18 protein-coding genes are annotated in these 22,868 nt (G+C 68.5%); 6 read left to right on the top strand and 12 right to left on the bottom strand.

Features of this window, described 5'->3' with window-relative positions:
• Positions 1–577: 577 nt before the first annotated feature.
• Positions 578–955, top strand: a complete 378-nt coding sequence (locus ORI60_RS41940) for a MerR family transcriptional regulator (RefSeq protein WP_416234586.1) — start codon at positions 578–580, stop codon at positions 953–955.
• 594 nt (positions 956–1,549) lie between these two features.
• Here the strand turns inward: ORI60_RS41940 and ddaH are convergent.
• Complete coding sequence (gene ddaH / locus ORI60_RS41945; RefSeq protein WP_266043611.1) at positions 1,550–2,362, bottom strand: dimethylargininase; 813 nt, start codon at positions 2,360–2,362, stop codon at positions 1,550–1,552.
• 147 nt (positions 2,363–2,509) lie between these two features.
• Between ddaH and ORI60_RS41950 the strand changes: the two genes are divergently transcribed.
• The 4 genes from ORI60_RS41950 to ORI60_RS41965 all read left to right on the top strand — a co-directional run bounded on the left by ORI60_RS41950 (position 2,510) and on the right by ORI60_RS41965 (position 6,797).
• The gene (locus ORI60_RS41950) at positions 2,510–2,950 is read left to right on the top strand and encodes an Lrp/AsnC family transcriptional regulator (RefSeq protein ID WP_089915782.1); all 441 of its coding nucleotides are present in this window, start codon (positions 2,510–2,512) and stop codon (positions 2,948–2,950) included.
• Between the two features lie 10 nt (positions 2,951–2,960).
• Positions 2,961–3,701 (top strand): enoyl-CoA hydratase, encoded by a 741-nt coding sequence (locus tag ORI60_RS41955; RefSeq protein ID WP_266043562.1) that lies wholly within the window; start codon positions 2,961–2,963, stop codon positions 3,699–3,701.
• Positions 3,702–3,912: 211 nt separating this feature from the next.
• Entirely contained in the window at positions 3,913–5,751 is a 1,839-nt protein-coding gene (locus ORI60_RS41960) for a 2-oxoacid:acceptor oxidoreductase subunit alpha (RefSeq protein WP_266043563.1), read from the top strand.
• The gene (locus tag ORI60_RS41965) at positions 5,748–6,797 is read left to right on the top strand and encodes a 2-oxoacid:ferredoxin oxidoreductase subunit beta (protein ID WP_266043564.1); all 1,050 of its coding nucleotides are present in this window, start codon (positions 5,748–5,750) and stop codon (positions 6,795–6,797) included. Before ORI60_RS41960 ends, ORI60_RS41965 begins: the two co-directional genes overlap by 4 nt.
• Before the next feature lie 66 nt (positions 6,798–6,863).
• Here ORI60_RS41965 and ORI60_RS41970 read toward each other — a convergent pair whose 3' ends face one another.
• Positions 6,864–8,972: a hypothetical protein gene (locus ORI60_RS41970; RefSeq protein WP_266043565.1), complete on the bottom strand. Its 2,109-nt coding sequence runs from the start codon at positions 8,970–8,972 to the stop codon at positions 6,864–6,866.
• A 141-nt stretch (positions 8,973–9,113) separates the two neighbouring features.
• Here ORI60_RS41970 and rarD point away from each other — a divergent pair, with 141 nt between their 5' ends.
• Entirely contained in the window at positions 9,114–10,037 is a 924-nt protein-coding gene (gene rarD, locus ORI60_RS41975; RefSeq protein WP_266043566.1) for an EamA family transporter RarD, read from the top strand.
• A gap of 3 nt (positions 10,038–10,040) precedes the next feature.
• Here rarD and ORI60_RS41980 read toward each other — a convergent pair whose 3' ends face one another.
• Genes ORI60_RS41980 through nuoF form a run of 10 tightly spaced genes read right to left on the bottom strand, consistent with a single transcriptional unit; the run spans position 10,041 to position 22,862 of the window.
• A complete protein-coding gene (locus ORI60_RS41980) occupies positions 10,041–11,042 on the bottom strand; it encodes a polyprenyl synthetase family protein (RefSeq protein ID WP_416234587.1) in 1,002 nt (333 codons plus the stop codon).
• A 19-nt stretch (positions 11,043–11,061) separates the two neighbouring features.
• Entirely contained in the window at positions 11,062–12,639 is a 1,578-nt protein-coding gene (gene nuoN / locus ORI60_RS41985; protein ID WP_266043567.1) for an NADH-quinone oxidoreductase subunit NuoN, read from the bottom strand.
• Between the two features lies 1 nt (position 12,640).
• Positions 12,641–14,209: an NADH-quinone oxidoreductase subunit M gene (locus ORI60_RS41990; RefSeq protein WP_266043568.1), complete on the bottom strand. Its 1,569-nt coding sequence runs from the start codon at positions 14,207–14,209 to the stop codon at positions 12,641–12,643.
• Positions 14,206–16,143 (bottom strand): NADH-quinone oxidoreductase subunit L, encoded by a 1,938-nt coding sequence (gene nuoL / locus ORI60_RS41995; protein ID WP_266043569.1) that lies wholly within the window; start codon positions 16,141–16,143, stop codon positions 14,206–14,208. Before nuoL ends, ORI60_RS41990 begins: the two co-directional genes overlap by 4 nt.
• Positions 16,144–16,153: 10 nt before the next feature.
• The gene (nuoK, locus tag ORI60_RS42000) at positions 16,154–16,453 is read right to left on the bottom strand and encodes an NADH-quinone oxidoreductase subunit NuoK (protein WP_030473209.1); all 300 of its coding nucleotides are present in this window, start codon (positions 16,451–16,453) and stop codon (positions 16,154–16,156) included.
• Positions 16,450–17,292, bottom strand: coding sequence for an NADH-quinone oxidoreductase subunit J (locus ORI60_RS42005; protein WP_266043613.1), 843 nt, complete (start codon positions 17,290–17,292; stop codon positions 16,450–16,452). The genes nuoK and ORI60_RS42005 overlap by 4 nt, the downstream gene beginning before the upstream one ends.
• A gap of 5 nt (positions 17,293–17,297) precedes the next feature.
• The gene (gene nuoI, locus ORI60_RS42010) at positions 17,298–17,813 is read right to left on the bottom strand and encodes an NADH-quinone oxidoreductase subunit NuoI (protein ID WP_266043570.1); all 516 of its coding nucleotides are present in this window, start codon (positions 17,811–17,813) and stop codon (positions 17,298–17,300) included.
• Positions 17,814–17,815: 2 nt separating this feature from the next.
• Entirely contained in the window at positions 17,816–19,111 is a 1,296-nt protein-coding gene (nuoH, locus tag ORI60_RS42015; protein WP_266043614.1) for an NADH-quinone oxidoreductase subunit NuoH, read from the bottom strand.
• 23 nt (positions 19,112–19,134) lie between these two features.
• A complete protein-coding gene (locus ORI60_RS42020; RefSeq protein ID WP_266043571.1) occupies positions 19,135–21,585 on the bottom strand; it encodes an NADH-quinone oxidoreductase subunit G in 2,451 nt (816 codons plus the stop codon).
• Positions 21,582–22,862 (bottom strand): NADH-quinone oxidoreductase subunit NuoF, encoded by a 1,281-nt coding sequence (gene nuoF / locus ORI60_RS42025; protein WP_266043572.1) that lies wholly within the window; start codon positions 22,860–22,862, stop codon positions 21,582–21,584. Before nuoF ends, ORI60_RS42020 begins: the two co-directional genes overlap by 4 nt.
• Positions 22,863–22,868 lie beyond the last annotated feature (6 nt).

Here is a 22,868-nt window from a genome sequence, read left to right on the forward strand (position 1 = left end):
GGAGATGACGAACTACCCGTGAAGCAAGACGGTCAGGAGTGCCCGAGCTCGTCGTTCTAAGGGCTCGAGGCAGTAGACCAAGGGAAGTCGGCAGGTAAGACCGGACGCAGTGCAAGACCCCGGAGCCGGCGACCGCGTGACCAGCAAGTGCAAGTCGCAGTTCCGAAGTTGAAAGTGCAAGTCGCAAGTGCAAGACGGTCAGATGTGCCGGAGCCGATCAGTGGAAGGGGTTCTGGCAGGTGACCAGGGGCGGTCGGTGAGGTGAACCCGGCATGTGCAAGAGGTCCGGTGCCGACAGCCACGTGAGAAGAAGGTCAGTACTCAGAGGAGAAGGGAAGGGTTGCACACCATCGGATCGCCCGCCTTCGGCTGAACTCGGCCGGACGGGTACCGCGGTTCCATCAGATTGGAAGGTGGTCTTCGGTTACGCACACGCGATCCCCGCAACGCCCGCTCGCAGTACGGGGCATGCGGAAAGAGGATGCCGATCTCACGGTCGGCTAGGTGGAAGTGAAACCCAACAACCCTTGGGGCCCCGGTGCTACTGCACCGGGGCCCCTCGTGATGCGGAGGCGCGATGACCCCAGGCAGCAATGAATCTGTGAACAACGAACCGCAGAGCGCAGCGGACAAGTTCGACGACGAGCACTACCCCGCCTACACGATGGGCCGGGCCGCGGAGTTGCTCGGTACGACGGCGAACTTCCTGCGCAGCCTCGACGAGGCGAAGCTCATCGAGCCCCAGCGCTCAGCCGGCGGGCACCGCCGGTACAGCCGCCACCAACTGCGCCTTGCCGCCCGCGTGCGCGCACTGGTCGACCAGGGCACGGGACTGGATGCGGCGTGCCGCATCGTCACCCTGGAAGACCAGCTCGAGGAAGCGCAGGCGCTCAACGCCAAGCTCACTCCCCCGCCTGCACCCGACGATCCGTATCCGCCGCTGCAGAGCGTGTGAGTCGTTCGAGGACCGGGACGTGAGCGGGAGCAACGTGTTCGTCGAGTGGCTGTATACGCGGCGCAGCACTCTTGAGCGACCAGTGAGAACTCGTCCGACGACGGCCGTCAGAGCGACGTGGACTCACCAAGTCGCCGATGTCGTAGCCCTCGGTGGGGTCGCCAAGCACCGCGACGAGATCCGCCGATGTCAGCGACTCGCTGAACACCCTCAACGAAGCCGCGTACTCCTGTTGCTCTCGCCCGGACATCAGACGTCCCCCTCACGTCGTCCGATGATCGCGTCAGCGCCGAAAGCACGGGACGTCGCGCTGAAGGTGTCGGCCAAATCGACGCGAACAGGACCAACCGGGGGAACTGCGGCGACGCCGAGTGAGCAGCGTTTTGGCAGGTAGGCTCATATGAGAACGCCCCGAGCAATGATCTTGCTCGGGGCGTTTCTTGTTCCGTGCATGTTCCGTGAGCCGTGGCGGACCGCCGCACGAAGCGGCAGACGGTGACCTGCGGCGCTGACGTCGTTGGCAGCATCGGAGCAGGTCAACCGGCATACATGGCCTTCACGCAGGAACTGCGGAACGGCACTGCGTGGGCGAGGTCAGCCGCGCAGTTCCATCGTGCAGCACTTCGGGCCGCCGCCCGACTTGCGCAGCTCCGAGATGTCCACGAACACGGGCTCGAACCCGCGCCGCGCCACCTGCTCGGCGAGATGAGTGGCCTCCACCGGCATGACGACGTGCTTGCCGTCGGACACCGCGTTCAGGCCGAGGCACACGGCGTCGTCGTCGTTGGCGATCACGGCGTCCGGGAAGAGGCGGCGGAGGACCTGCTGGGAACCCGGCGAGAAGGCTTCCGGGTAGTAGGCGACCAGGGGTGACGGGGACTGGTCGTCGAGCATGAACAAGGCCACGTCGAGGTGGTAGAAGCGCGGGTCGACCAGCTGCAGGGACACGACCGGGACGCCGAGGACCTCCTGCGCCTCCGAGTGTGCGCCTGGGTCCGTGCGGAAGCCCGTGCCGGCGAGGAGCAGGGAGCCGGTCCAGGTGAAGTCGCCCTCTGCCTCGTTCACGGCGGTGGGCATGACGACCGAGTTGTAGCCCGAGGACAGGAACCAGCGGCGGAAGTGGTCGGCTTCTGCCGAGCGCTGGGAGGCCCTGAACCTGGAGCCGAGGACTCGGCCGTCGATGACGGTGCCGCTGTTGGCCGAGAAGACCATGTCCGGGAGGCCGGGGACCGGGTCGATCACCTGCACGTCGTGGCCCAGGCGTTCGTAGGTCTCCTTGAGCGCGGTCCACTGCTCCACGGCCAGCGTTGTGCTGGTGGGCTGAGTGGGATCCATCCACGGGTTGATGGCGTACTCCACCGTGAAGTACGTCGGCGGGCACATGAGGTACCGACGGGTCGTCGGCATGCGCGTCGGCGCGAGGGGTGCGGCGATGTCGAGCGTGATCGGCTCGCCGGGCCCGGAGATGGATACGGTCATGGATCGAAATGTAAAGGGCTGTTAGACCATCGATCAACGCCGCGACATTGCGTTAACTAGGGCAGAATGTTGCGTGTGGACAGCATCGACCAGCGAATCATTTCGTGCCTCATGGCCAACGCCCGTTCCAGCTACGCGGAGATCGGGAAGGAGGTGGGGCTGAGTGCCCCCGCGGTGAAGCGGCGGGTCGACAAACTGCTGGACACGGGGGTGTTGCGCGGGTTCACGGCGGTGGTGGACCCGGAGGCGCTGGGGTGGGGCACCGAGGCCTTCGTCGAGGTGCACTGCAAGGGCAACGTCGCGCCGCACGACATCCAGCACCGGCTGGAGCCGATGGCCGAGGTCAGCGCGGCCTACACGGTGTCGGGGGCCGCGGACGCGATCGTGCACCTGCGGGCCGCGGACATCCACCACCTCGAGACCGCGCTGGAACGGCTCAGGGCCGTCGAGATCATCGACCGGACCGTGTCGACGGTTGTGCTGTCCCGGCTCCTGGACCGGCCGATCGCGCCCTAGGGTGCGGGGCATGGCTGAGGTTCTGCTGGAGCACCACGATTCCGTCGCCGTGATCACCATCAACGATCCGGAGCGGCGCAACGCACTGACCGTCGACCTGTCGCGGGAGCTCGCGGACAAGGTCGCGGAAGCGGAACGGGAAGCCAACGCGCTGGTCATCACAGGTGCTCCGCCGGCGTTCTGCGCCGGGGCGGACCTCACGCAGCTCGGCAACTCCAAGGACGAGGGACTCAAGCGGATCTACCAGGGCTTTCTCGCCGTGGCCAACGCGAAGATCCCCACGATCGCCGCGGTCAACGGGGCGGCGGTCGGCGCGGGGCTCAACCTCGCGCTGGCCGCGGACGTGCGGATCGCCGGGCCGAAGGCGCGGTTCGACGCACGGTTCCTGCAGCTCGGCATCCACCCCGGTGGTGGCATGACGTGGATGCTGCAACGGATCGCCGGGCCGCAGACCGCCACGGCGATGACGTTGTTCGGGCAGATCCTCGACGCCGACCAGGCCGTCGCGCACGGACTCGCCTACGCCAGGGCCGAAGACCCACTGTCAGTGGCGAAGGAGCTGGCGCGGGCCTCTGCCGAGGCTCCTGCGGAACTCGTCCGGACGATCAAGGCCACGATGCGGGCGACCGATGCAATGCACGACCACGCGGAAGCGGTCGCGCTCGAGCTGATCCCACAGGTCGCTTCGATCGACACTCCAGAGTTCGCTGCGAGGCTTGCCGCGATGAAGGCTCGGATCAGCGGACGATAAGTGTTACCTTGGGTAACAGGTATCGAGGGTGACGTCTGCCGCATTCGGGTATCCGCTGGTAGTGCTGTGCTTACCGTTGAGTTAAGGACCCGTTGCGGCAGGTGGGACAGTTCGTCTCGCCTGGTGGTACACGGCCCGTCTCGCAGGCGGTCCTGGCGACTACCCTCGTGGTGGGGCACGGCCACCCTTGGAGAGAGGTATCGGCGTAGGAATGAGCACTGAGACCCGCAAGCTGGATCGCGTTGTGATCCGCTTCGCCGGCGACTCCGGTGACGGCATGCAGCTCACCGGAGACCGGTTCACGTCGGAAGCGGCGGCGTTCGGCAACGACCTCGCCACGCAGCCCAACTTCCCCGCCGAGATCCGCGCACCACAGGGGACCCTGCCCGGTGTGTCGTCGTTCCAGCTGCACTTCGCCGACTACGACATCCTGACGCCCGGCGACCGTCCCGACGTCCTCGTCGCGATGAACCCCGCCGCGCTCAAGGCGAACGTCGTCGACCTGCCGGACGGCGGCATCCTCATCGTCAACACCGACGAGTTCTCGAAGCGGAACCTGACGAAGGTCGGGTACGACTCGAACCCGCTCGAGGACGACTCGCTCGAGAGGTTCCAGGTCCACAAGGTCGCCATGGCGACGCTGACCATCGGCGCCCTCGAAGAGACCGGTCTCGGCAAGAAGGACGCTGAACGCGCGAAGAACATGTTCGCGCTCGGCCTGCTGTCGTGGATGTACCACCGGCCGACCGAGGGCACGGAACGGTTCCTGCGCGAGAAGTTCGCGAAGAAGCCGGACATCGCCGAGGCCAACGTCCTGGCGTTCCGCGCCGGCTTCTACTACGGCGAGACGACCGAGGCCTTCGCCGTCACCTACGAGGTGGCGCCCGCGAAGCTCAACGTCGGCACCTACCGCCAGATCACCGGCAACACGGCGACGGCGTACGGCATCGTCGCGGCGGCCCAGCTCGCGAAGCTGCCCGTCGTGCTCGGCACGTACCCGATCACGCCGGCGTCGGACATCCTGCACGAGCTGAGCAAGCACAAGAACTTCGACATCACCACGGTGCAGGCCGAGGACGAGATCGCGGGCATCGGCATCGCCCTCGGCGCGTCCTACGGCGGTGCCATCGGCGTGACGTCGACGTCCGGCCCCGGCATCGCGCTGAAGTCCGAGACCATCGGTCTCGGCGTGATGACCGAGCTGCCGCTGCTCGTGATCGACGTGCAGCGCGGTGGCCCGTCCACCGGTCTGCCGACGAAGACCGAGCAGGCCGACCTGCTGCAGGCGATGTTCGGCCGCAACGGCGAGTCGCCCGTGCCGATCGTGGCGCCGCAGTCCCCCTCGGACTGCTTCGACGCCGTGGTCGACGCGACCAGGATCGCGCTGAAGTACCGCACCCCGGTGCTGTTCCTGAGCGACGGCGCGATCGCGAACGGCTCCGAGCCGTGGATGATCCCCGACGTCGAGACGCTGCCCGACCTCACGGTCGAGTTCGCGACCGACCCGGAGAACTTCCAGCCGTACTCCCGCGACCCGGAGACGCTGGCGCGGCCGTGGGCCGTGCCGGGCACTCCCGGCCTGCAGCACCGCATCGGCGGTCTGGAGAAGCAGGACGTCACGGGCAACATCTCGTACGACCCGGAGAACCACGACAAGATGGTTCGCCTGCGCCAGGCCAAGATCGACGGCATCGAGGTGCCGGACGTCGTGGTCGAGGACCCGGACGGCAACGCGAAGGTCCTGGTCGTCGGCTGGGGTTCGTCCTACGGCCCGATCGGCGCCGCGGCACGGCGGGTCCGCAAGCTCGGCCTCCCGGTCGCGCACGCGCACCTGCGGCACCTCAACCCGTTCCCCAAGAACCTGGGTGACGTGCTGAAGTCGTACGAGAAGGTCATCGTGCCGGAAATGAACCTGGGGCAGCTGGCGTTGCTGTTGAGGGCGAAGTACCTGGTGGACGCCGTGTCCTACACCAAGGTGCAGGGCCTTCCCTTCAAGGCGGAGGAGCTGCAGGACGTGCTCGCTGACGTGATCAAGGGGGTGTCGGCGTGACCGCGATCGACCTCGGAATCCCCGGCCTGACCGGGGTACCCACCACCGACGAGAAGCAGACGGCCAGGGACTACAAGTCCGACCAGGAAGTCCGCTGGTGCCCCGGCTGTGGCGACTACATCGTGCTCAACACCATGCAGTCGTTCCTGCCGTCGCTGGGTCTCAAGCGCGAGAACATCGTGTTCGTCTCGGGCATCGGGTGCTCGTCCCGCTTCCCGTACTACATGAACACCTACGGCATGCACTCCATCCACGGCCGTGCGCCGGCCATCGCCACGGGTCTCGCCGTGGCGCGGCCGGACCTGAGCGTGTGGGTGGTGACGGGTGACGGTGACGCGCTGTCCATCGGCGGCAACCACCTGATCCACACGTTGCGCCGCAACGTGAACCTCAAGATCCTGCTGTTCAACAACAGGATCTACGGCCTCACCAAGGGCCAGTACTCGCCGACCTCCGAGGAAGGCAAGATCACCAAGTCGACCCCGCTCGGGTCGCTCGACCACCCGTTCAACCCGGTGTCGCTGGCACTGGGCGCGGAGGCCTCCTTCGTGGGCCGGGCGCTCGACTCGGACAAGGCCGGTCTCACGTCGGTGCTGCGCCAGGCGGCGGAGCACCGCGGCTCGGCGCTCGTCGAGATCTACCAGAACTGCCCGATCTTCAACGACGGCGCGTTCGACGTGCTGAAGGACGCGGACGAGGCACAGAGGCGGATCATCAACGTCGTCGACGGCGAGCCGATCCGGTTCGGTCGCGAGGGCGAGTACTGCGTGGTCCGCGAGGGCTTCGGGCTCGCGGTCGCCAAGTCCGCGGACGTGGACGCGAGCGACATCGTCGTGCACGACGCGTCGGACCTGAACCTGTCGTTCGCGCTCTCGCGGCTGTCGACGCAGGACCTCACGCACACCGTCACGGGCGTGTTCCGCCGTGCGGACCGCACGACGTACGACGACGGAGTGCGCGCGCAGGTCAACGAGGCCAAGGCCAGCAAGGCCGCGGACCTCAGCAAGCTGTTGCACGGCAAGGACACCTGGACCGTGGTCGGCTGACCCCGGAACAGCTGAAAGGCCCCCACCGAACGCGGTGGGGGCCTTTTTGTCGCCTCTGGTGCGAGCTCACGGAGCCGGGCGGAACCCGGCCTTCTCCGCGTCGGCCTCGGTGCGGAACCACACGTCCGCGCGGGTGTCGCCGAAGTTCGCCGACCCCTCGCTGTAGTAGCGGCGGCCGGTGAGCGTGGCCTTCACCGAGAAGTCCGCGGCCGGCGCGTGGCCGTCCGACTTCGGCAGCACCGAGCCGGGACCGAACGGCGAGCGCGGGTTGAAGCCCTCCGGCTGCTGGAACCGCGCCGGCGGCGAGCCCGCGGGCGTCCCGTTCGGGCGGCCGCCGGTGGACGGCGAGAAGCCGACCGGACGCGGGCGCTGCGGGAGCGACGGCGTGGGCGGGGCCTCCTGCTTCGGCTGCTCGAACGCCGAGAACGCCGGGAAGCTCTGCTGGCGCTGCGGCGTGGTGCGCCGGGCCTCGCGGATGGGCAGGCCCGCCTCGGTGTGGCGCTGCGGCAGGTCGACGGGCTCGGGCTCCGGCTCGGGCGGGGCGGCGAGCAGCGGCTCGTCGCTCGGCACGAACTTCGGCACGAACGGCTGGTCGTTGCTCGTGTCCGGCAGCGTGCGGGTCTGGCCGAGCGCCGGCAACGGCTCGTCGGCGTCGAGCAGCGGCTCGAACAGCGAACGCGGGCGCTCGGCGACCGGCGCGGCCGGGGCAGCCGGTGCGGCGGGGGCCTCGGTCCCGTGGGAGAACGCGGCACCGACGGCACGGACCGAGCGCTCCTGGGGCTCCTCGGACTCCACCCGCGGCTCGAACGCCGAGAACGGCGCGGGCGGCGGGGCACCGGGGGTCATGAACGGCTGGGAGAACGACCCGGTGTACTCGGGCTCGACGAACTCCTCGAAGACCCGCTCGGGCTCCTCGTGACGCTCGTGCGCGGGCTCCCGCTCCGGCTCGGACTCCTGCTCGGACTCCTGCTCGGTGTACCGCTCCTGCTCCTGCTCGGCGTGCCGCTGTTCCTCGGGCAGCGTCGACTCGAAGACGCCGTTGCGCACGCTCGGCGCGTCCAGGTCCACCGGCTCGACGATCGGCTCGATCAGCCCGGTCTGCTCGGCCGGGGACTCCGGCTCCGCCTCGGACCGCGGCTCGGTGAACCCGTCCAGCTGGCCGGAGATCTCGTCGCGCAGGCCGGGGTACTCGCCGGTGAGGTCGTTGTCCGGCCAGCTGCTCTCCTCGACGGCGATGAACGTCGTCTGCTCGGAGCGGGTGCCGGTGGGCTCGTCCTCCTGCTCGGCTGCCTCGTCGAGGTACGTCTCGGGCTCGTCCTGCGCCCAGACCTCGCGCGGCTGGTAGATGAAGTCGTCGGACTGCTCGTCGACCTCGGGCCCCGCGGTCGGCACGCGGGCCGGCGCACCGGGCTCGGCGACCTGGTGCACGTGCGACGTCTGCTCGGCCGGGAGCTCGGGCTCCTCGTCGAAGTCCGCGGCCTCCAGGCCGGACTGCGACAGGACCGTCGTCTGCTCGGCCGGCGTCTCGGCGGGGACCTCCCCCGGCCCGAGTCGCTCGAACAGCGAGCGCGGGCGGTCGTCCTCGGCGTCGGCGCGTGCCTTCTGCTCGGCCAGCTGCTCCTCGAAGCGGCGCTGCGCCTCTTCGGGCTCGAGGTAGTGGCGGACCTGCGCGGCCGGCTCCTCCTCCGCCTCGGGCTGGGCCTCGAAGGTGGTCGTCTCGAACGACTCCTGCTCGAACGACTCCTGCTCGTGCGGCGTGTGCTCGAACGGGCCCTGCTCGTCCTGCTCGCGAGACGCCTGCACGGGCTCCTCGACGACCGGGAGCGGCGGCACGTGGAGCGGCGGCGGAGCGGGAGCCGGCACGGGCTCGCCGAAGTAGGCGGGCGGCTCCTGGTACGGCGCGGGAGCGGGAGGCAGTGCCGGCGCGGCCGTGGGCGGCGTCAGCACCTCGTCGCTCAGCGACCGCGGCGGCGGTGCGTCCCACTCGTCGACCACGAAGTCGTCGACGGTGCTGGACGCCGCAACCGGCGCGGCGCTCCGGCGCGCGTCGAGAAGTTGATCATCCAGGTCGGCAATCTGCTTGCGTGCGGGGCGCACCATCACCAACCAGGTGAGCAGTACTCCCGCAACGAAGGACAGCAGGCTCCACAGCCAGACCTGCCCGAAGATGTTCACGGGTAAGCCCCTTCTACGACCACACCGACCACTCACTCGGAAGGGTGAGCACGGCCAAACTACAGTGCCTTTGATGATGCTCCGTCACTACGCCGTTCAGCGCAAATAACGGGCGGAAAGCCCAGCGTAGAGTGGGATTTTGTGCCCCCTCTGACAACCTCGGCCACCACTTCGCCAGAAGTTCACACCCAGGGGCGAGGGCTCACGTACGGCGCACTCGCCTACGTCCTCTGGGGCTTGTTCCCGGCGTACTGGCCACTCCTCGTACCCGCCCAGCCGGTCGAGGTGCTCGCACACCGGATCGTCTGGTCGTTCGTCACGCTCGCCATCGTCGTCATGATCCTCCGACGGTGGCGGCCTTTCCTCGAACTATCAGGAAAAGGCTGGCTGATCGTTACCGCAGCAGCCGCGTTGATCACGGTGAACTGGGGCACCTACATCTACGCGGTCAACAGCCACCACGTCGTGGAAGCGGCGCTCGGCTACTTCATCACGCCACTGGTGAGCGTGGCGCTCGGAATGATCTTCCTGAAGGAACGCGTGCGGTTGCCGCAGACCGTAGCGATCGCTGTGGTGATCGTCGCTGTGATCGTGCTCACCGTCGACTACGGCAGGCTGCCGATCATCTCGCTGATCCTCGCCTGCTCGTTCGGCGTCTACGGACTGCTGAAGAAGAAAGTCCCGCTGGACGCCATCACGAGCCTCACCGCGGAGAGCGTCGTGATCATGCCGTTCGCGGTGGTCTACCTGCTCGTCCTCGGCAGCGCGAACACCTTCACCAGCGAAGGCACCGGCCACACCCTGCTGATCCTGAGCACCGGCATCGTCACGGCGATCCCGCTGGTGCTGTTCGGCGCGGGCGCGCAGCGGATTCCGCTGATCACGATGGGCATGCTGCAGTACCTCGCTCCGGTGCTGCAGTTCGCCTGGGGCGTGTTCGTCGTGCACGAGCCGATGCCGGCCAGCAGGTGGGTCGGGTTCGCCCTGGTGTGGCTGGCCCTCGCGATCTTCACGGTCGACGCGGTGCGGAACCGGCGCAAGCAGGCGCTCGCGCCGGTCAGCTGATCGTCAGCGAGAGCGCTCCACGACGTAGGTGGCGAGCTCTTCCAGGGCGTTGCGCGCGGCGCACTCGGGCAGCTTGCCCAGCTCCGTGCGGGCCCGGTCCGCGTAGTCGTCGAGGGTCTCGCGGGCCTTGTCCATGCCGGAGGACTTGCGCAGCAGGCCGAGGGCCTCGTCCACCAGCTCGTCGTCCGTGATCGGTCCGGCCAGCAGCTCGGCCAGGCGCGTCTCGGACGGATCCGCCAGCGCGTAGAGCATCGGCAGCGTCTTCACGCCTTCGCGCAGGTCGGTGCCGGGGGTCTTGCCCGACTCGACCGACGGCGACGCGATGTCGATGACGTCGTCGGAGATCTGGAACGCCGCGCCGATCACCTCGGCGTAGTGGCGCAGCGCGTCCGTCTGCTCCTCGGTCGCGTCGGAGAACATGCCGCCGAACCTGGCCGCGGTGGCGATCAGGACGCCGGTCTTCTCCTCGATGACCCTGAGGTAGTGGGAGATCGCGTCCTCGCCGGGCTGCGGGCCGACGGTCTCGCGCATCTGACCGGTCACCAGGACCGAGAAGGTCTCCGCGATGATCCGCGCCGCGTCCGTGCCGAGGTCTGCCGTCAGCCGGGACGCGTGGGCGAAGAGGAAGTCGCCTGTCAGGATCGCGATGCTGTTGTCCCACTTGACGTTCGCGGAGACCGCTCCGCGCCGCATCGTCGCCTCGTCCATGACGTCGTCGTGGTAGAGCGTGGCGAGGTGGGTGAGCTCGACCACAGCGGCCGCCTTGATGACCTTCTCCCGGTCCCAGTCGGCGCCGAACTGCGATGCGAGCAGTGTGAAGAGCGGGCGGATCCGCTTTCCGCCCGCCTCCACAAGGTGAAGCGAGGTTTCCGTGACCGGGTGGAACTCGCTCTGCACGACGTCGTGCAGGATGCGCTCCACCTCGGCCAGGCCGTCCTGGACTACCTCGGTGAGCACGGGGTCCACCAACGCGAACCCCGGTCCCTCATGCTCGCTACTGGTCACACCAGCAGACTACGTACACCTAGCTGAGGAAGGAGCCGGTACCCGCCCAATCGAGCACGAAGGTGGGCCACAAACCCAGCACCAGGGTCACCACGGCACCCAACGTGATCGCGATCGTGGTGAACGCACCGGGCACCGTCACGGTCGGGCCGTCCGGAGCCGGGTCGCTGAAGTACATCAGCACGATCACCCGCAGGTAGAAGAACGCCGCGACGGCCGAGGCCACCAGGGCGATCACCACGAGCGGCGTCAGGCCGGCGTCGATCGCCGCGCTGAACACGACGAACTTGCCGATGAAGCCGGACGTCAGCGGAATGCCGGCCAGCGCCAGCAGCAGGAACGTGAAGGTGGCCGCCACGATCGGCGACCGCTTCGCGAGACCCGCCCACTGCGACAGGTGCGTCGCCTCGCCGTCCGAGTTGCGGACCAGCGACACGATGCCGAACGCGGCGATCGTGGTGAAGCCGTACGCCAGCAGGTAGAACATGGTCGCGCTCACGCCCGGAGCGTCGCCTTCCGGCGTCAGGGCGATGGAGCCGATCAGCAGGAAGCCCGCGTGCGCCACCGAGGAGTACGCGATCATGCGCTTCACGTCGGTCTGGGTGAGGCCGAGGATCGCGCCGATCACCATCGAGACGACCGCGACGCCGTAGAGCACGCCACGCCACTCCCACTGCGTGTTCTCGAACGCCACCGTGAGCACGCGCAGGATGCCGCCGAACGCGGCGACCTTGGTGCACGCGGCCATGAACGCCGTCACCGGCGTCGGCGCGCCCTGGTACACGTCCGGGGTCCAGGCGTGGAACGGGCCGACGGCGGCCTTGAACAGCAGGCCCACCACCAGCAGGCCGAAGCCCGCGAACAGCAGCGTGTCGGAACGGTCCGTACCGCCGGCGGCGGTCGCGATGGCCGAGAGCTTCACCGAACCCGCGTAGCCGTACAGCAGGGCCACGCCGTAGAGGAAGAACGCGGACGCGAAGGCGCCGAGCAGGAAGTACTTCACGGCCGCTTCCTGCGAGAGCAGGCGACGGCGGCGAGCCAGGCCGCACAGCAGGTACAGCGGCAGCGACAGGACTTCCAGCGCGATGAACATCGTCAGGAGGTCGTTCGCCGCGACGAACGTCATCATGCCGCCGAGCGCGAACAGCGTGAGCGGGAAGACCTCGGTCTGCATGCCGGTCTTCGTCGCCTGAGCGCGGTCCTGGACGGTGCCGGGACGGATCGCGGCCTGCGCCACGAACGCGCCACCGGGCTCCACCGAGCGATCGGCGATCAGCAGCACCGAGCCGAAGCCCAGCACCAGCAACGTGGCCCACAGGAACAGCGACGGCGAGTCGACCGCGATCGCCCCCGCCAGCGTCGCCACGCCCTGCTCGGGACGCTCCGAGGTCGCGTAGAGGATCAGCGAGCCGACGGCACCGACCAGCGCCACGAGCGTGAGCACGAGCTGCACGGCCCACCGCTGGTGCTTGGGCAGCAACGCTTCCAGCAGCACGCTGATGCACGCCGCACCGAGCACGATCAGCAGCGGCGCGATGGCGCCGTAATCGATCTCCGGCGCCTCGATCTGTTGCGCCTGAGCGACGAGAAGGTTCACGTCACTTGCCTTCCTGCACGGTGACCGGGTCGGTCACGCCGACCTCGGTCAGCGTCGCCCCCACAGTCGGGGTGATGACGTCGAGCACCGGCTGCGGGTAGAACCCGAGTGCCAGCACGATGACAACGAGCGGTGCCAGCACGGCGATCTCGCGCTTGGTGAGGTCGCCGATGGTGGTCTTCTTCTCCGGGTCGCCGACGGCGCCCGGACCGGCGGCCGCGGCCACGAGCGCGTCGCCGCGCAGCGGGCCGGTCATGATCCGCTGGTAGAGCCACAGCACGTAGAGCGCCGCGAGCACCATGCCGACCGTCGCGATGATCGTGAACACCGGCTGGGTCGGGAACGAGCCGATCAGCACCAGGAACTCCGAGACGAACGAGTTCGTGCCCGGCAGCGACAGCGTGGTCAGACCCGCCAGCAGCAGCATGCCCGCGAGCAGCGGCGCCACCTTCGACATACCGCCGTAGTCGGCGATCAGCGACGAACCACCGCGCGCGATCACCATGCCGACCACCAGGATCAGCATGCCGGTCGAGATCGAGTGGTTGAGCATGTACGACACCGAGCCCACGCCCGCCTGCGACGTGAACGAGAAGATGCCGAGCGCGATGAATCCGAAGTGGGCGATCGAGACGTAGGCCAGGAACCGCTTCATGTCCCGCTGGCCCGTGGCGAGCAGCGATCCGTAGAGGACACCGGCCACCGCGAGCACGAGCACGAACGGCGCCAGGTTCTTCGACGCCTCCGGGAACATCGGCAGCAGGTAGCGCAGCATGCCGAACGTGCCGACCTTGTCCAGGATGCCGACGACGATCACCGTGACGCCGATGGGCGCCTCGGCCGCGGCGTCGGGCAGCCAGGTGTGGAACGGCACGAGCGGCGCCTTGATCGCGAACGCCAGGAAGAAGCCGAGGAACAGCCAGGTCTGCGTCGTCGAGTCGGCGTCGCGGACCACGGTCACCAGCGTCGCCCAGTCGAACGTGCCCTTGCCGAGCTCGTCCGACGCCATCGCGTACGCGCCGATCGCGGAGGCCAGCATGATCAGGCCGCCGAGGAACGAGTACAGGAAGAACTTGACCGCCGCGTACTGCCTGCGCGCGCCGCCGTAGCCGCCGATCAGGAAGTACATCGGGATCAGCATGACTTCGAAGAGCACGTAGAACAGGAAGACGTCGGTGGCGGCGAACACCGCGACCGTCACGGCCTCCTGGATGAGGATCAGCGAGAGGTACCCGCCCTGCGAACGGCCGGCGGGCAGCTTCTCCGTCCAGCCGGCACCGATCACCAGCGGGATCAGCAGCGCGATGACCGCGATCATCACCAGCGCGATGCCGTCGATGCCGAACTGCAGCCGCACGCCGAACGCCGGAATCCAGTCCACGCCGGTGGCGAGCTGGATGCGGTCGCCTCCCGGGTCGTAGGCCGTCCACAGCAGAACCGCGAGCACGAGCTCGACGAGCGAGAACGCCAGCGCGACGAGCTTGGCCTTCTTGTCGTCCTTGCGCAGGAACGCCACCACCAGCGCGCCGACCAGCGGCACCACCAGCAGTGCGATCAGAACCCAGGTCACGAGAACCTCACCACCAGGAGCGCTCCGAGCACGAAGATCGAGCCCAGCAGCATGGACAGTGCGTAGGAGCGGACGAACCCGGTCTGCAGCCTGCGCAACCGGCCGGAGCTACCGCCGAGCAGCGCCGCGGTCCCGTTGACCAGACCGTCGACGCCCTTCAGGTCGAGGTACACCAGCGCGCGGGTGAGCCAGGTGCCCGGCCGCGCGAAGAGGGCCTCGTTCAGTGCGTTGCCGTAGAGGTCCGCACGAGCCGCGCGCACCGGGAACGACACGCGCGCCGGACGCTCGACCGGCTGCTTGCCGCGCAGGAAGAGCAGGCACGCGAGGCCGACGCCCAGCAGCGACAGCGCCACGGTCAGGATCCCGACCATGCCGTGCGAGATGACGCCGTGCGACTCCTGCAGCTCACCGAGCGACGGCTCCAGCCAGCCGGCCAGACGTCCGCCCGAGGAGAGGAACCAGCCACCGGCGACGGAGCCGACCGCGAGGATGATCATCGGGACGGTCATCGTCAGCGGGGACTCGTGCGGGTGGTAGTCCTTGCCGTTCTCCGCCTTCAGCTCCTTCCAGCGGGGCTTGCCCAGGAAGACCAGGATCAGCAGGCGCGTCATGTAGAACGCGGTCAGCGCGGCACCGAGCAGTGCGACACCGCCGAAGACGTACCCGCGCCAGCCCTCCGCGCCGAACGCCGCCGCGATGATGGCGTCCTTCGAGAAGTAGCCCGCGAACGGCGGGATGCCGATCAGCGCGAGGTAGCCGAGCGTCCAGGTGACGAAGGTGATCGGCAGGAACTTATAGAGCCCGCCCATCCGGCGGATGTTGCCCTCGTCGTTCATGCCGTGCATGACCGAACCGGCACCGAGGAAGAGACCGGCCTTGAAGAAGCCGTGCGTCAGCAGGTGCATGATGCCGAGCGCGTAACCGATCGGGCCGAGGCCCACCGCGAGGATCATGTAGCCGATCTGCGAGACCGTCGAGTACGCCAGGACCTTCTTGAAGTCGTCGTAGGCGCAACCGATGATGCAACCGATCAGCAGCGTGACGCCACCGATGATCATGACGACCAGGCGGCCGTCCTCGCTCAGGTTGTAGAGCGGGTTGGAGCGGGCGATCAGGTACACGCCCGCGGTGACCATCGTCGCCGCGTGGATCAGGGCGGACACCGGGGTCGGGCCGGCCATCGCGTCCGGCAACCAGGCCTGGAGCGGGAACTGACCGGACTTGCCGCAGGCACCCAGGAGCAGCAGCAGCGTGATCGCGAGGACCTCGGCCGAGGAGAACTCGCTGACGCGGCTGAAGACCTCGGTGTACTGCGTCGTCCCGAGCCTGTTGAACATCAGGAAGATCGCGATCGCGAGGCCCAGGTCACCGACGCGGTTCATCAGGAAGGCCTTCTTGGCCGCCGATGCCGCTTCCGGCTTGTACTGGTACCAGCCGATCAGCAGGTACGAGGCGAGACCGACGCCCTCCCAGCCGAAGTACAGGGTCACGAAGCCGTTGCCCAGCACCAGCAGGAGCATCGCCGAGACGAAGAGGTTGAGGTAGGCGAAGAACTTCCGCCTGCCTTCCTCGTGCGCCATGTAGCCGATCGAGTAGATGTGGATCAGCGAGCCCACACCGGTGATCAGCAGCACGAACGTCAGCGACAGCGGGTCGAGCCGCAGTCCGAACGCGACGGTCAGCGCGTTGACGTCGATCCAGTTGAACAGGTGCAGGTTCTGCACCCGCTCCTCGGGGTTCGAGACGCCGAGCGTGGAGAAGAACAACGCGAGCGCGTAGCCGAACGACGCCAGCAGCGTGGCGCTGCCGAGCAGGTGGCCCCACTTGTCGGCGCGCCTGCCACTGACCAACAGCACCGCCGCACCGAACGCGGGCAGCGCGAGCAACAACCAGGCGAAGCTCGCGACCCCGCTGGCGACAACAGGTTCCGTCACCGGTGACCCCTCAGTACTTCAGCAGGTTCGAGTCGTCGACCGAGGCCGAGCGACGCGTCCGGAAGATGGACATGATGATCGCGAGGCCGACGACGACCTCCGCCGCGGCGACGACCATCACGAAGAACGCCATCACCTGACCGTCGAGCGAGCCGTTGATCCGCGCGAACGTCACGAGGCTCAGGTTGACCGCGTTGAGCATGAGCTCGACGCACATGAACACCACGATGGCGTTGCGGCGCACCAGGACGCCGACGGCGCCGATGCTGAACAGCAGTGCCGACAGCAGCAGGTAGTACGTGGGAGTCACGACTCACTTCCCTTGAGCGCGTGCGCGTCGGCCACGTGCCCGGTGCCGGCCACGTCGGCGACGTCGTCCGAGAGCGTGGACCTGTCGGTCGCCTCGATGACCTCGAACAGCGACTCCTCCGCCACGGTGCCGTCGGGCAGCAGGGCGGGGGTGGCCACCGAGTTGGCGGTGGCGAAGACGCCGGGGCCGGGCAGCGAGCCGACCCGCGTGCCGTCCTGGAAGCGCTCCTCGACCAGTTCCTTCTGCGTCTTCTTGGCGGGCTTCCCGTCGCGGCCGACGAAGGCCAGGATCATCGCGCCGAGTGCGGCGGTGATGAGCAGCGCCGACGTGAGCTCGAACGCGAACAGGTAGTCCGTGAAGAGCTTCTGGCCGATGTTGCCGACGTTGCCGCCGTTCGTGGTGTTCGCCTCGGCCAGACCGCGCGGCTCGACCGAGGTGAGCGCGCGGCCGACGGAGCCGACCAGGATCACGGCGAACCCGATGCCGAGCAACGCGGCCGCGAGGCGCTGGCCCCGGATCACCTCGACGACGGAGTCCGAACTGTCGCGGCCGACCATCATCAGCACGAACAGGAACAGCATCATGATCGCGCCGGTGTAGACGATGATCTGCACGAAGCCGAGGAACGGCGCCTGCTGGACCATGTACAGCACACCGAGGCTGAGCATCGTCACGACGAGCCACAGCGCGGAGTGCACCGCGTTGCGCGCGAAGAGCATGCCGAGCGCACCGGCCAGCGCGAGCGGGCCGAGCACCCAGAACGTGATCGCCTCGCCCGTGGTGACGGTGTCGACCACGCGCTGCACCGGTTCCGGCTGCTGCTGCGCGAGGAAGGTCAGGAGGCTCACTGCCCGGCCTCCTTCGCGAGCTGCGGGCCGTTCACGTAGTAGTCGTTCTCGTTGTTGCCCAGCCGCATCGGGTGCGGCGGCTGCTCCATGCCGGGCAGCAGCGGAGCGAGCAGGTCTTCCTTGGTGAAGATCAGGTCCTGGCGGTTGTCGTCGGCGAGCTCGTACTCGTTCGTCATCGTGAGCGAACGGGTCGGGCACGCCTCGATGCACAGGCCGCAGCCGATGCAGCGCAGGTAGTTGATCTGGTAGTCCATGCCGTAGCGCTCACCGGGCGAGTAACGCGCGTCCTCGGTGTTGTCGCCACCCTCGACGAAGATCGCGTCCGCCGGGCAGGCCCACGCGCACAGCTCGCAGCCGACGCACTTCTCCAGCCCGTCCGGGTGCCGGTTCAGCTGGTGACGACCGTGGAACCGCGGCGCGGTCACCTTCTTGACCTCGGGGTACTCCTCCGTCACCACCTTCTTGAACATGGTGCCGAAGGTGACGCCGAAGCCTTTCAGGGACTCGAACATCCCTACTCAGCCTCCTTACCGGTGGTGACGGCTGCCTTGTCCGCGGGGATGTTGGCGACCTTGACCTTGCGCTTGGGCGCGGCCTTGGGAACGACGAGGTCGAGCGGCGGCACGGGGAAGCCGGAACCCGCGAGCGGAACGCCCTTGGTGTCCTGGACCTTCTTGTCCGGCAGCAGGAACGAGACCAGCAGCACGAGGCCGACGACCACGCCCAGCGCGATGAGCCGCTGCGCCGTGGAGAGCTGCTGGATCGCGCCGGTGCGGATGACCGCGACGGCCATGATCCAGACGAGGCTGGTCGGGACCAGCACCTTCCAGCCCAGGCGCATGAACTGGTCGTAGCGCATGCGGGGCAGCGTGCCGCGCAGCCAGATGAAGATGAACAGGAAGCCCAGCGTCTTGATGATGAACCAGAGCAGGCCCCACCAGCCGGTGTTCATGAACTCGCCGCTCCACGGGGCGTGGTAGCCGCCGAGGAAGAGCGTGGTCGCGAGCGCCGAGACGGTGACCATGTTGACGTACTCGGCGAGGAAGAACAGCGCGAACTTCAGCGAGCTGTACTCCGTGTGGAAACCACCGACGAGCTCCGACTCGGCCTCGGGGAGGTCGAACGGGGCGCGGTTGGTCTCGCCGACCATCGACACGACGTAGATCGCGAAGCTGGGGAAGAGCAGGAGGCCGAACCAGCCGGGCGCGAACCCGAGCACGGTGGTCGCCTGCGCGCCGACGATGTCACCGGTCGACATCGAGCCGGTGAACATGATCACCGCGACGATCGACAGGCCCATCGCGATCTCGTAGGAGATCACCTGCGCGGCCGACCGCAGCGCGCCGAGCAGCGGGTACGGCGAGCCGGAGGCCCAGCCGGACAGCACGATGCCGTAGACGCCGATCGAGGAGCAGGCCAGCACCACGAGCACGCCGACCGGGAGGTCGACGAGCTGCAGCGCGGTCTGCTCGCCGAACAGGTTGACCTCGCCCGCGAGCGGGATCACCGAGAACGCGAGGAACGCGGGGATGCAGGAGATCACCGGCGCGAGGAAGAACACCCACTTGTCCGCGAGGACGGGACGGATGTCCTCCTTGAACGCGAGCTTCAGACCGTCCGCGAGCGACTGCAGCCAGCCGTTCGGGCCGACCCGGTTGGGACCGGGACGGTGCTGCATCCGCGCGACGACCTTGCGCTCCCAGTTGATCATGAACAGCGTCATGACCACGAGGAACGCGAAGATCGCGACGACCTTGACCAGGACGAGCCAGATCGGGTCGTCCGCGAGGAGCTTGGCGGTCTCGCCGATCTCCGCTGCGACGAACTGCTGGGTCATGACGTTCCTCCGCTGACGGAGACGATCGAGCCGTGGCCCGCGCCGAGAGTGGCCCGGACGGTCACGTCACCCGAGTTGGTGGGCAGCCAGACGACGCCCTCGGGCAGGTCGTCGGTCTCGACCGGGAGCGTGATCGCGCCACGCTCGGTGGAGACCGTCACGTACCCGCCGGACACGAGGCCGAACTGCTGCGCGGTGGCCTCCGCGATCTTCGCGACGACCGGGCGGGCCGTGCCGGCGAGGTGCGGCTCGTCCACCTGCAGCGAGCCGTTGCCGATCAGGCGGTGCCACGTGGCGAGCACGGCCTTGCCGGGGCCGGCCGGGGAGACCAGCGGCGCCGCGACGTTGAGCGAGGAACCGCTCGGCGTGCCCTCGCCCAGACGGGCCAGGTCGGCGGCCGAGGCGGCGGGCGTCTGCGTGAACAGGTCCGCGTCCATCTCCACCGCGAGGGTGTCGAGCACGCGGCAGTCCGGCAGGGCGCTGGTGCCGTCGAGGGTCGTGCCGAACTCGCGGCGGCGGCCCTCCCAGTTGAGGTAGCTGCCGGACTTCTCGACCGCCGGGGCGATCGGGAGCACGACGTCCGCGTGCGCGGTGACCGCGCTCGGCCGCAGCTCCAGGCTCACGATGAAACCGGCCGCTGCCAGCGCCTTCTCCGCGAGCCGCGGGTCGGGCAGGTCGAACGGGTCGACGCCGCCGATCAGCAGACCGGACAGCTCGCCGTTCGCGGCGGCTTCGAGGATGCCCGTGGTGTCGCGGCCGGGCGTCGCGGGCAGCGAGCCCTCCTCGACGCCCCAGGTGCGCTCGACCTCGGTGCGCGCGGTGGCGTTCGCGACGTGGCGGCCGCCGGGCAGCAGGTTCGGCGTGGCACCGACCGCGAGCGCGCCGCGCTCACCGGCACGGCGGGGGATCCACGCGACCTGGGCGCCCGTGCGCTCGGCCAGGCGGGCGACCGCGGTGAACGTGCCGGGGATCGCGGCGGCGCGTTCGCCGACCAGGATCACCGCACCGGGCTTGGACAGCAGCTCGACGACGTCGGAAGCGTGCTCCGGCAACGCGTTGATGGCGTTGGCCTCGGCACCGGGGACGCAGGCGAGCAGCGTGCCGTACGTCTTCTCCACGGCCGGGGTCGTGAACTGGCCGAGGTGGAAGACCTTCGTGGTGCCCTTGCGAGCCGCCTTGCGCAGGCGCAGGAAGACGATCGGCGCTTCCTCCTCGGGCTCGAACGCGACCAGCAACGCGGCCGGTGCCTTCTCGATGCCCTGGAAGGTGACGCCGTTGTCCGGGTTGGTGAACACGGTGGTACCGGACAGGAACTCCAGCTCCTCGGCGCTGTGCGGCCGGGCGCGGAAGTCGATGTCGTTGGTGTGCAACGCGATCCGGGCGAACTTCGAGTACGCGTAGGCGTCCTCGACGGTCAGCCGGCCACCGGTGAGGACACCGACGCCGTTCGCGTCGCGAGCCGCCGTCAGGCCCTCGGCCGCGACCCGCAGCGCCTCGGTCCAGGACGACTCGCGCAGCTCGCCGCTCTCCTTGTCCCGCACGAGCGGCCGCTTGATGCGGTCCTCGGCGGTGGCGTAGCGGAAGGCGAACCGGCCCTTGTCGCAGATCCACTCCTCGTTGACCTGCGGGTCGTCACCGGCGAGCTTGCGCTGCACCTTGCCGCGCCGCCAGTCCGTGCGCTCGGCGCACCCCGACGAGCAGTGCTCGCAGATGCTCGGCGTCGACACGAGGTCGAACGGCCGGGCGCGGAAGCGGTAGGCCGCCGAGGTGAGAGCGCCGACCGGGCAGATTTGGATCGTGTTGCCCGAGAAGTACGACTGGAACGGCTTCTCCGGCGCCGTGCCGATCTGCTGCAGCGCACCGCGCTCCAGCAGCTCGATGAACGGGTCGCCGGCGATCTGCGCGGAGAACCGGGTGCAGCGCTGGCAGAGCACGCAGCGCTCGCGGTCGAGCAACACCTGCGTCGAGATGTTGATCGGCTTCGGGAACGTCCGCTTGTGCTCGTGGAAGCGGGAGTCGCTGCGGCCGTGGGCGATCGCCTGGTTCTGCAGCGGGCACTCACCGCCCTTGTCGCAGATCGGGCAGTCCAGCGGGTGGTTGATGAGCAGCAGCTCCATCACACCCTGCTGGGCCTTGTCCGCGACCGGCGAGGTCAGCTGGGTCTTCACGACCATGCCGTCCGCGACCGTCATCGTGCAGGAGGCCTGCGGCTTCGGCATCGGCCGGCCGCCCATCTCGACCTCGACGAGGCACTGGCGGCAGGCGCCCGCGGGCTCCAGCAGCGGGTGGTCGCAGAAGCGCGGGATGACCGTGCCGAGGCGCTCGGCCGTGCGGATCAGCAACTCACCCTTGGGCGCGACGACGGTCTCGCCGTCGATGACGAGCTTGACGTGCCCCTCGGGCACGACGACCTCGGCCTCGGTGGGCTTGTCAGGGGCGATGGTCATGCGTTCGCTCCAGCCAGGACCTTGGAGTTCTGGTCGCACAGCGCCAGGAACTCGTCCTTGAAGTACTTGATGCCACTGGTGATCGGGCTGACGGCACCGTCACCGAGCGCGCAGAACGAGCGGCCGAGGATGTTGTCGCAGACGTCGAGCAGCGTGTCGATGTCGCTCGCCGTCCCGTTCCCGGCCACCATCCGCTGCAGGATCTGCACGAGCCAGTACGTGCCCTCGCGGCACGGCGTGCACTTGCCGCACGACTCGTGCTTGTAGAACTCCGTCCACTTCATGACGGCCCACGGCACGGACACGGTCTCGTTGAAGATCTGCAGGGCGGTGGTGCCCAGCATCGAGCCGGCCTCGGCGGCACCCTCGAAGTCCAGCGGCACGTCGAGGTGCTCCGCCGTGAACAGCGGGGTGGACGAGCCACCCGGCGTCCAGAACTTCAGCGGGATGCCGTCCTTCATGCCACCGGCCATCTCCAGCAGCTGCCGGAGCGTGGTGCCCATCGGCGCCTCGTACTGGCCGGGCCGCGTGACGTGGCCGGACAGCGAGTAGATCTTCGGACCGGGTGAGCGGTCGCGACCCATCTCGCGGAACCAGTCGGCGCCACCGTTGACGATGAAGGGAACCGACGCGATGGTCTCGACGTTGTTCACCACGGTGGGCGACGCGTAGAGGCCCGAGGTCGCGGGGAACGGCGGCTTGAGCCGCGGCTGGCCGCGACGGCCCTCCAGCGAGTCGAGCAGCGCGGTCTCCTCGCCGCAGATGTACGCGCCGGCGCCGGCGTGGACCACCACGTCGAGGTCGAACCCGCTGCCGAGGATGTCCTTGCCCAGGTACCCCTTGGCGTACGCCTCGCGCACCGCCGCGTTGAGGCGGCGGATGCAGTGCAGGACCTCGCCGCGGACGTAGATCGCCGCGAAGTTCGCGCGGATCGCGTACGACGTGATGATCACGCCCTCGATCAGCGAGTGCGGGTCCGCCATCATCGTGGGGATGTCCTTGCAGGTGCCCGGCTCGCCCTCGTCGGCGTTGATGACGAGGTAGTGCGGCTTGCCGTCGCCCTGCGGGATGAAGCCCCACTTCATGCCGGTGGGGAACCCCGCGCCGCCGCGGCCGCGCAGTCCGGAGTCCTTGCACTGCTGGATGAGCTGGTCCGGGTGGGCCTTCAGCGCCTTGGGCAGGGCGGTGTAGCCACCGGTGCGCTCGTAGGTCTCGATGGTCCAGGACCTGGGCTCGGTCCAGCGCTTGGTGAGAACAGGAGTCAGCGGGTCAACCATGGGTGT

The organism is Lentzea sp. NEAU-D7 (assembly GCF_026242055.1).
GTDB lineage: Bacteria > Actinomycetota > Actinomycetes > Mycobacteriales > Pseudonocardiaceae > Lentzea.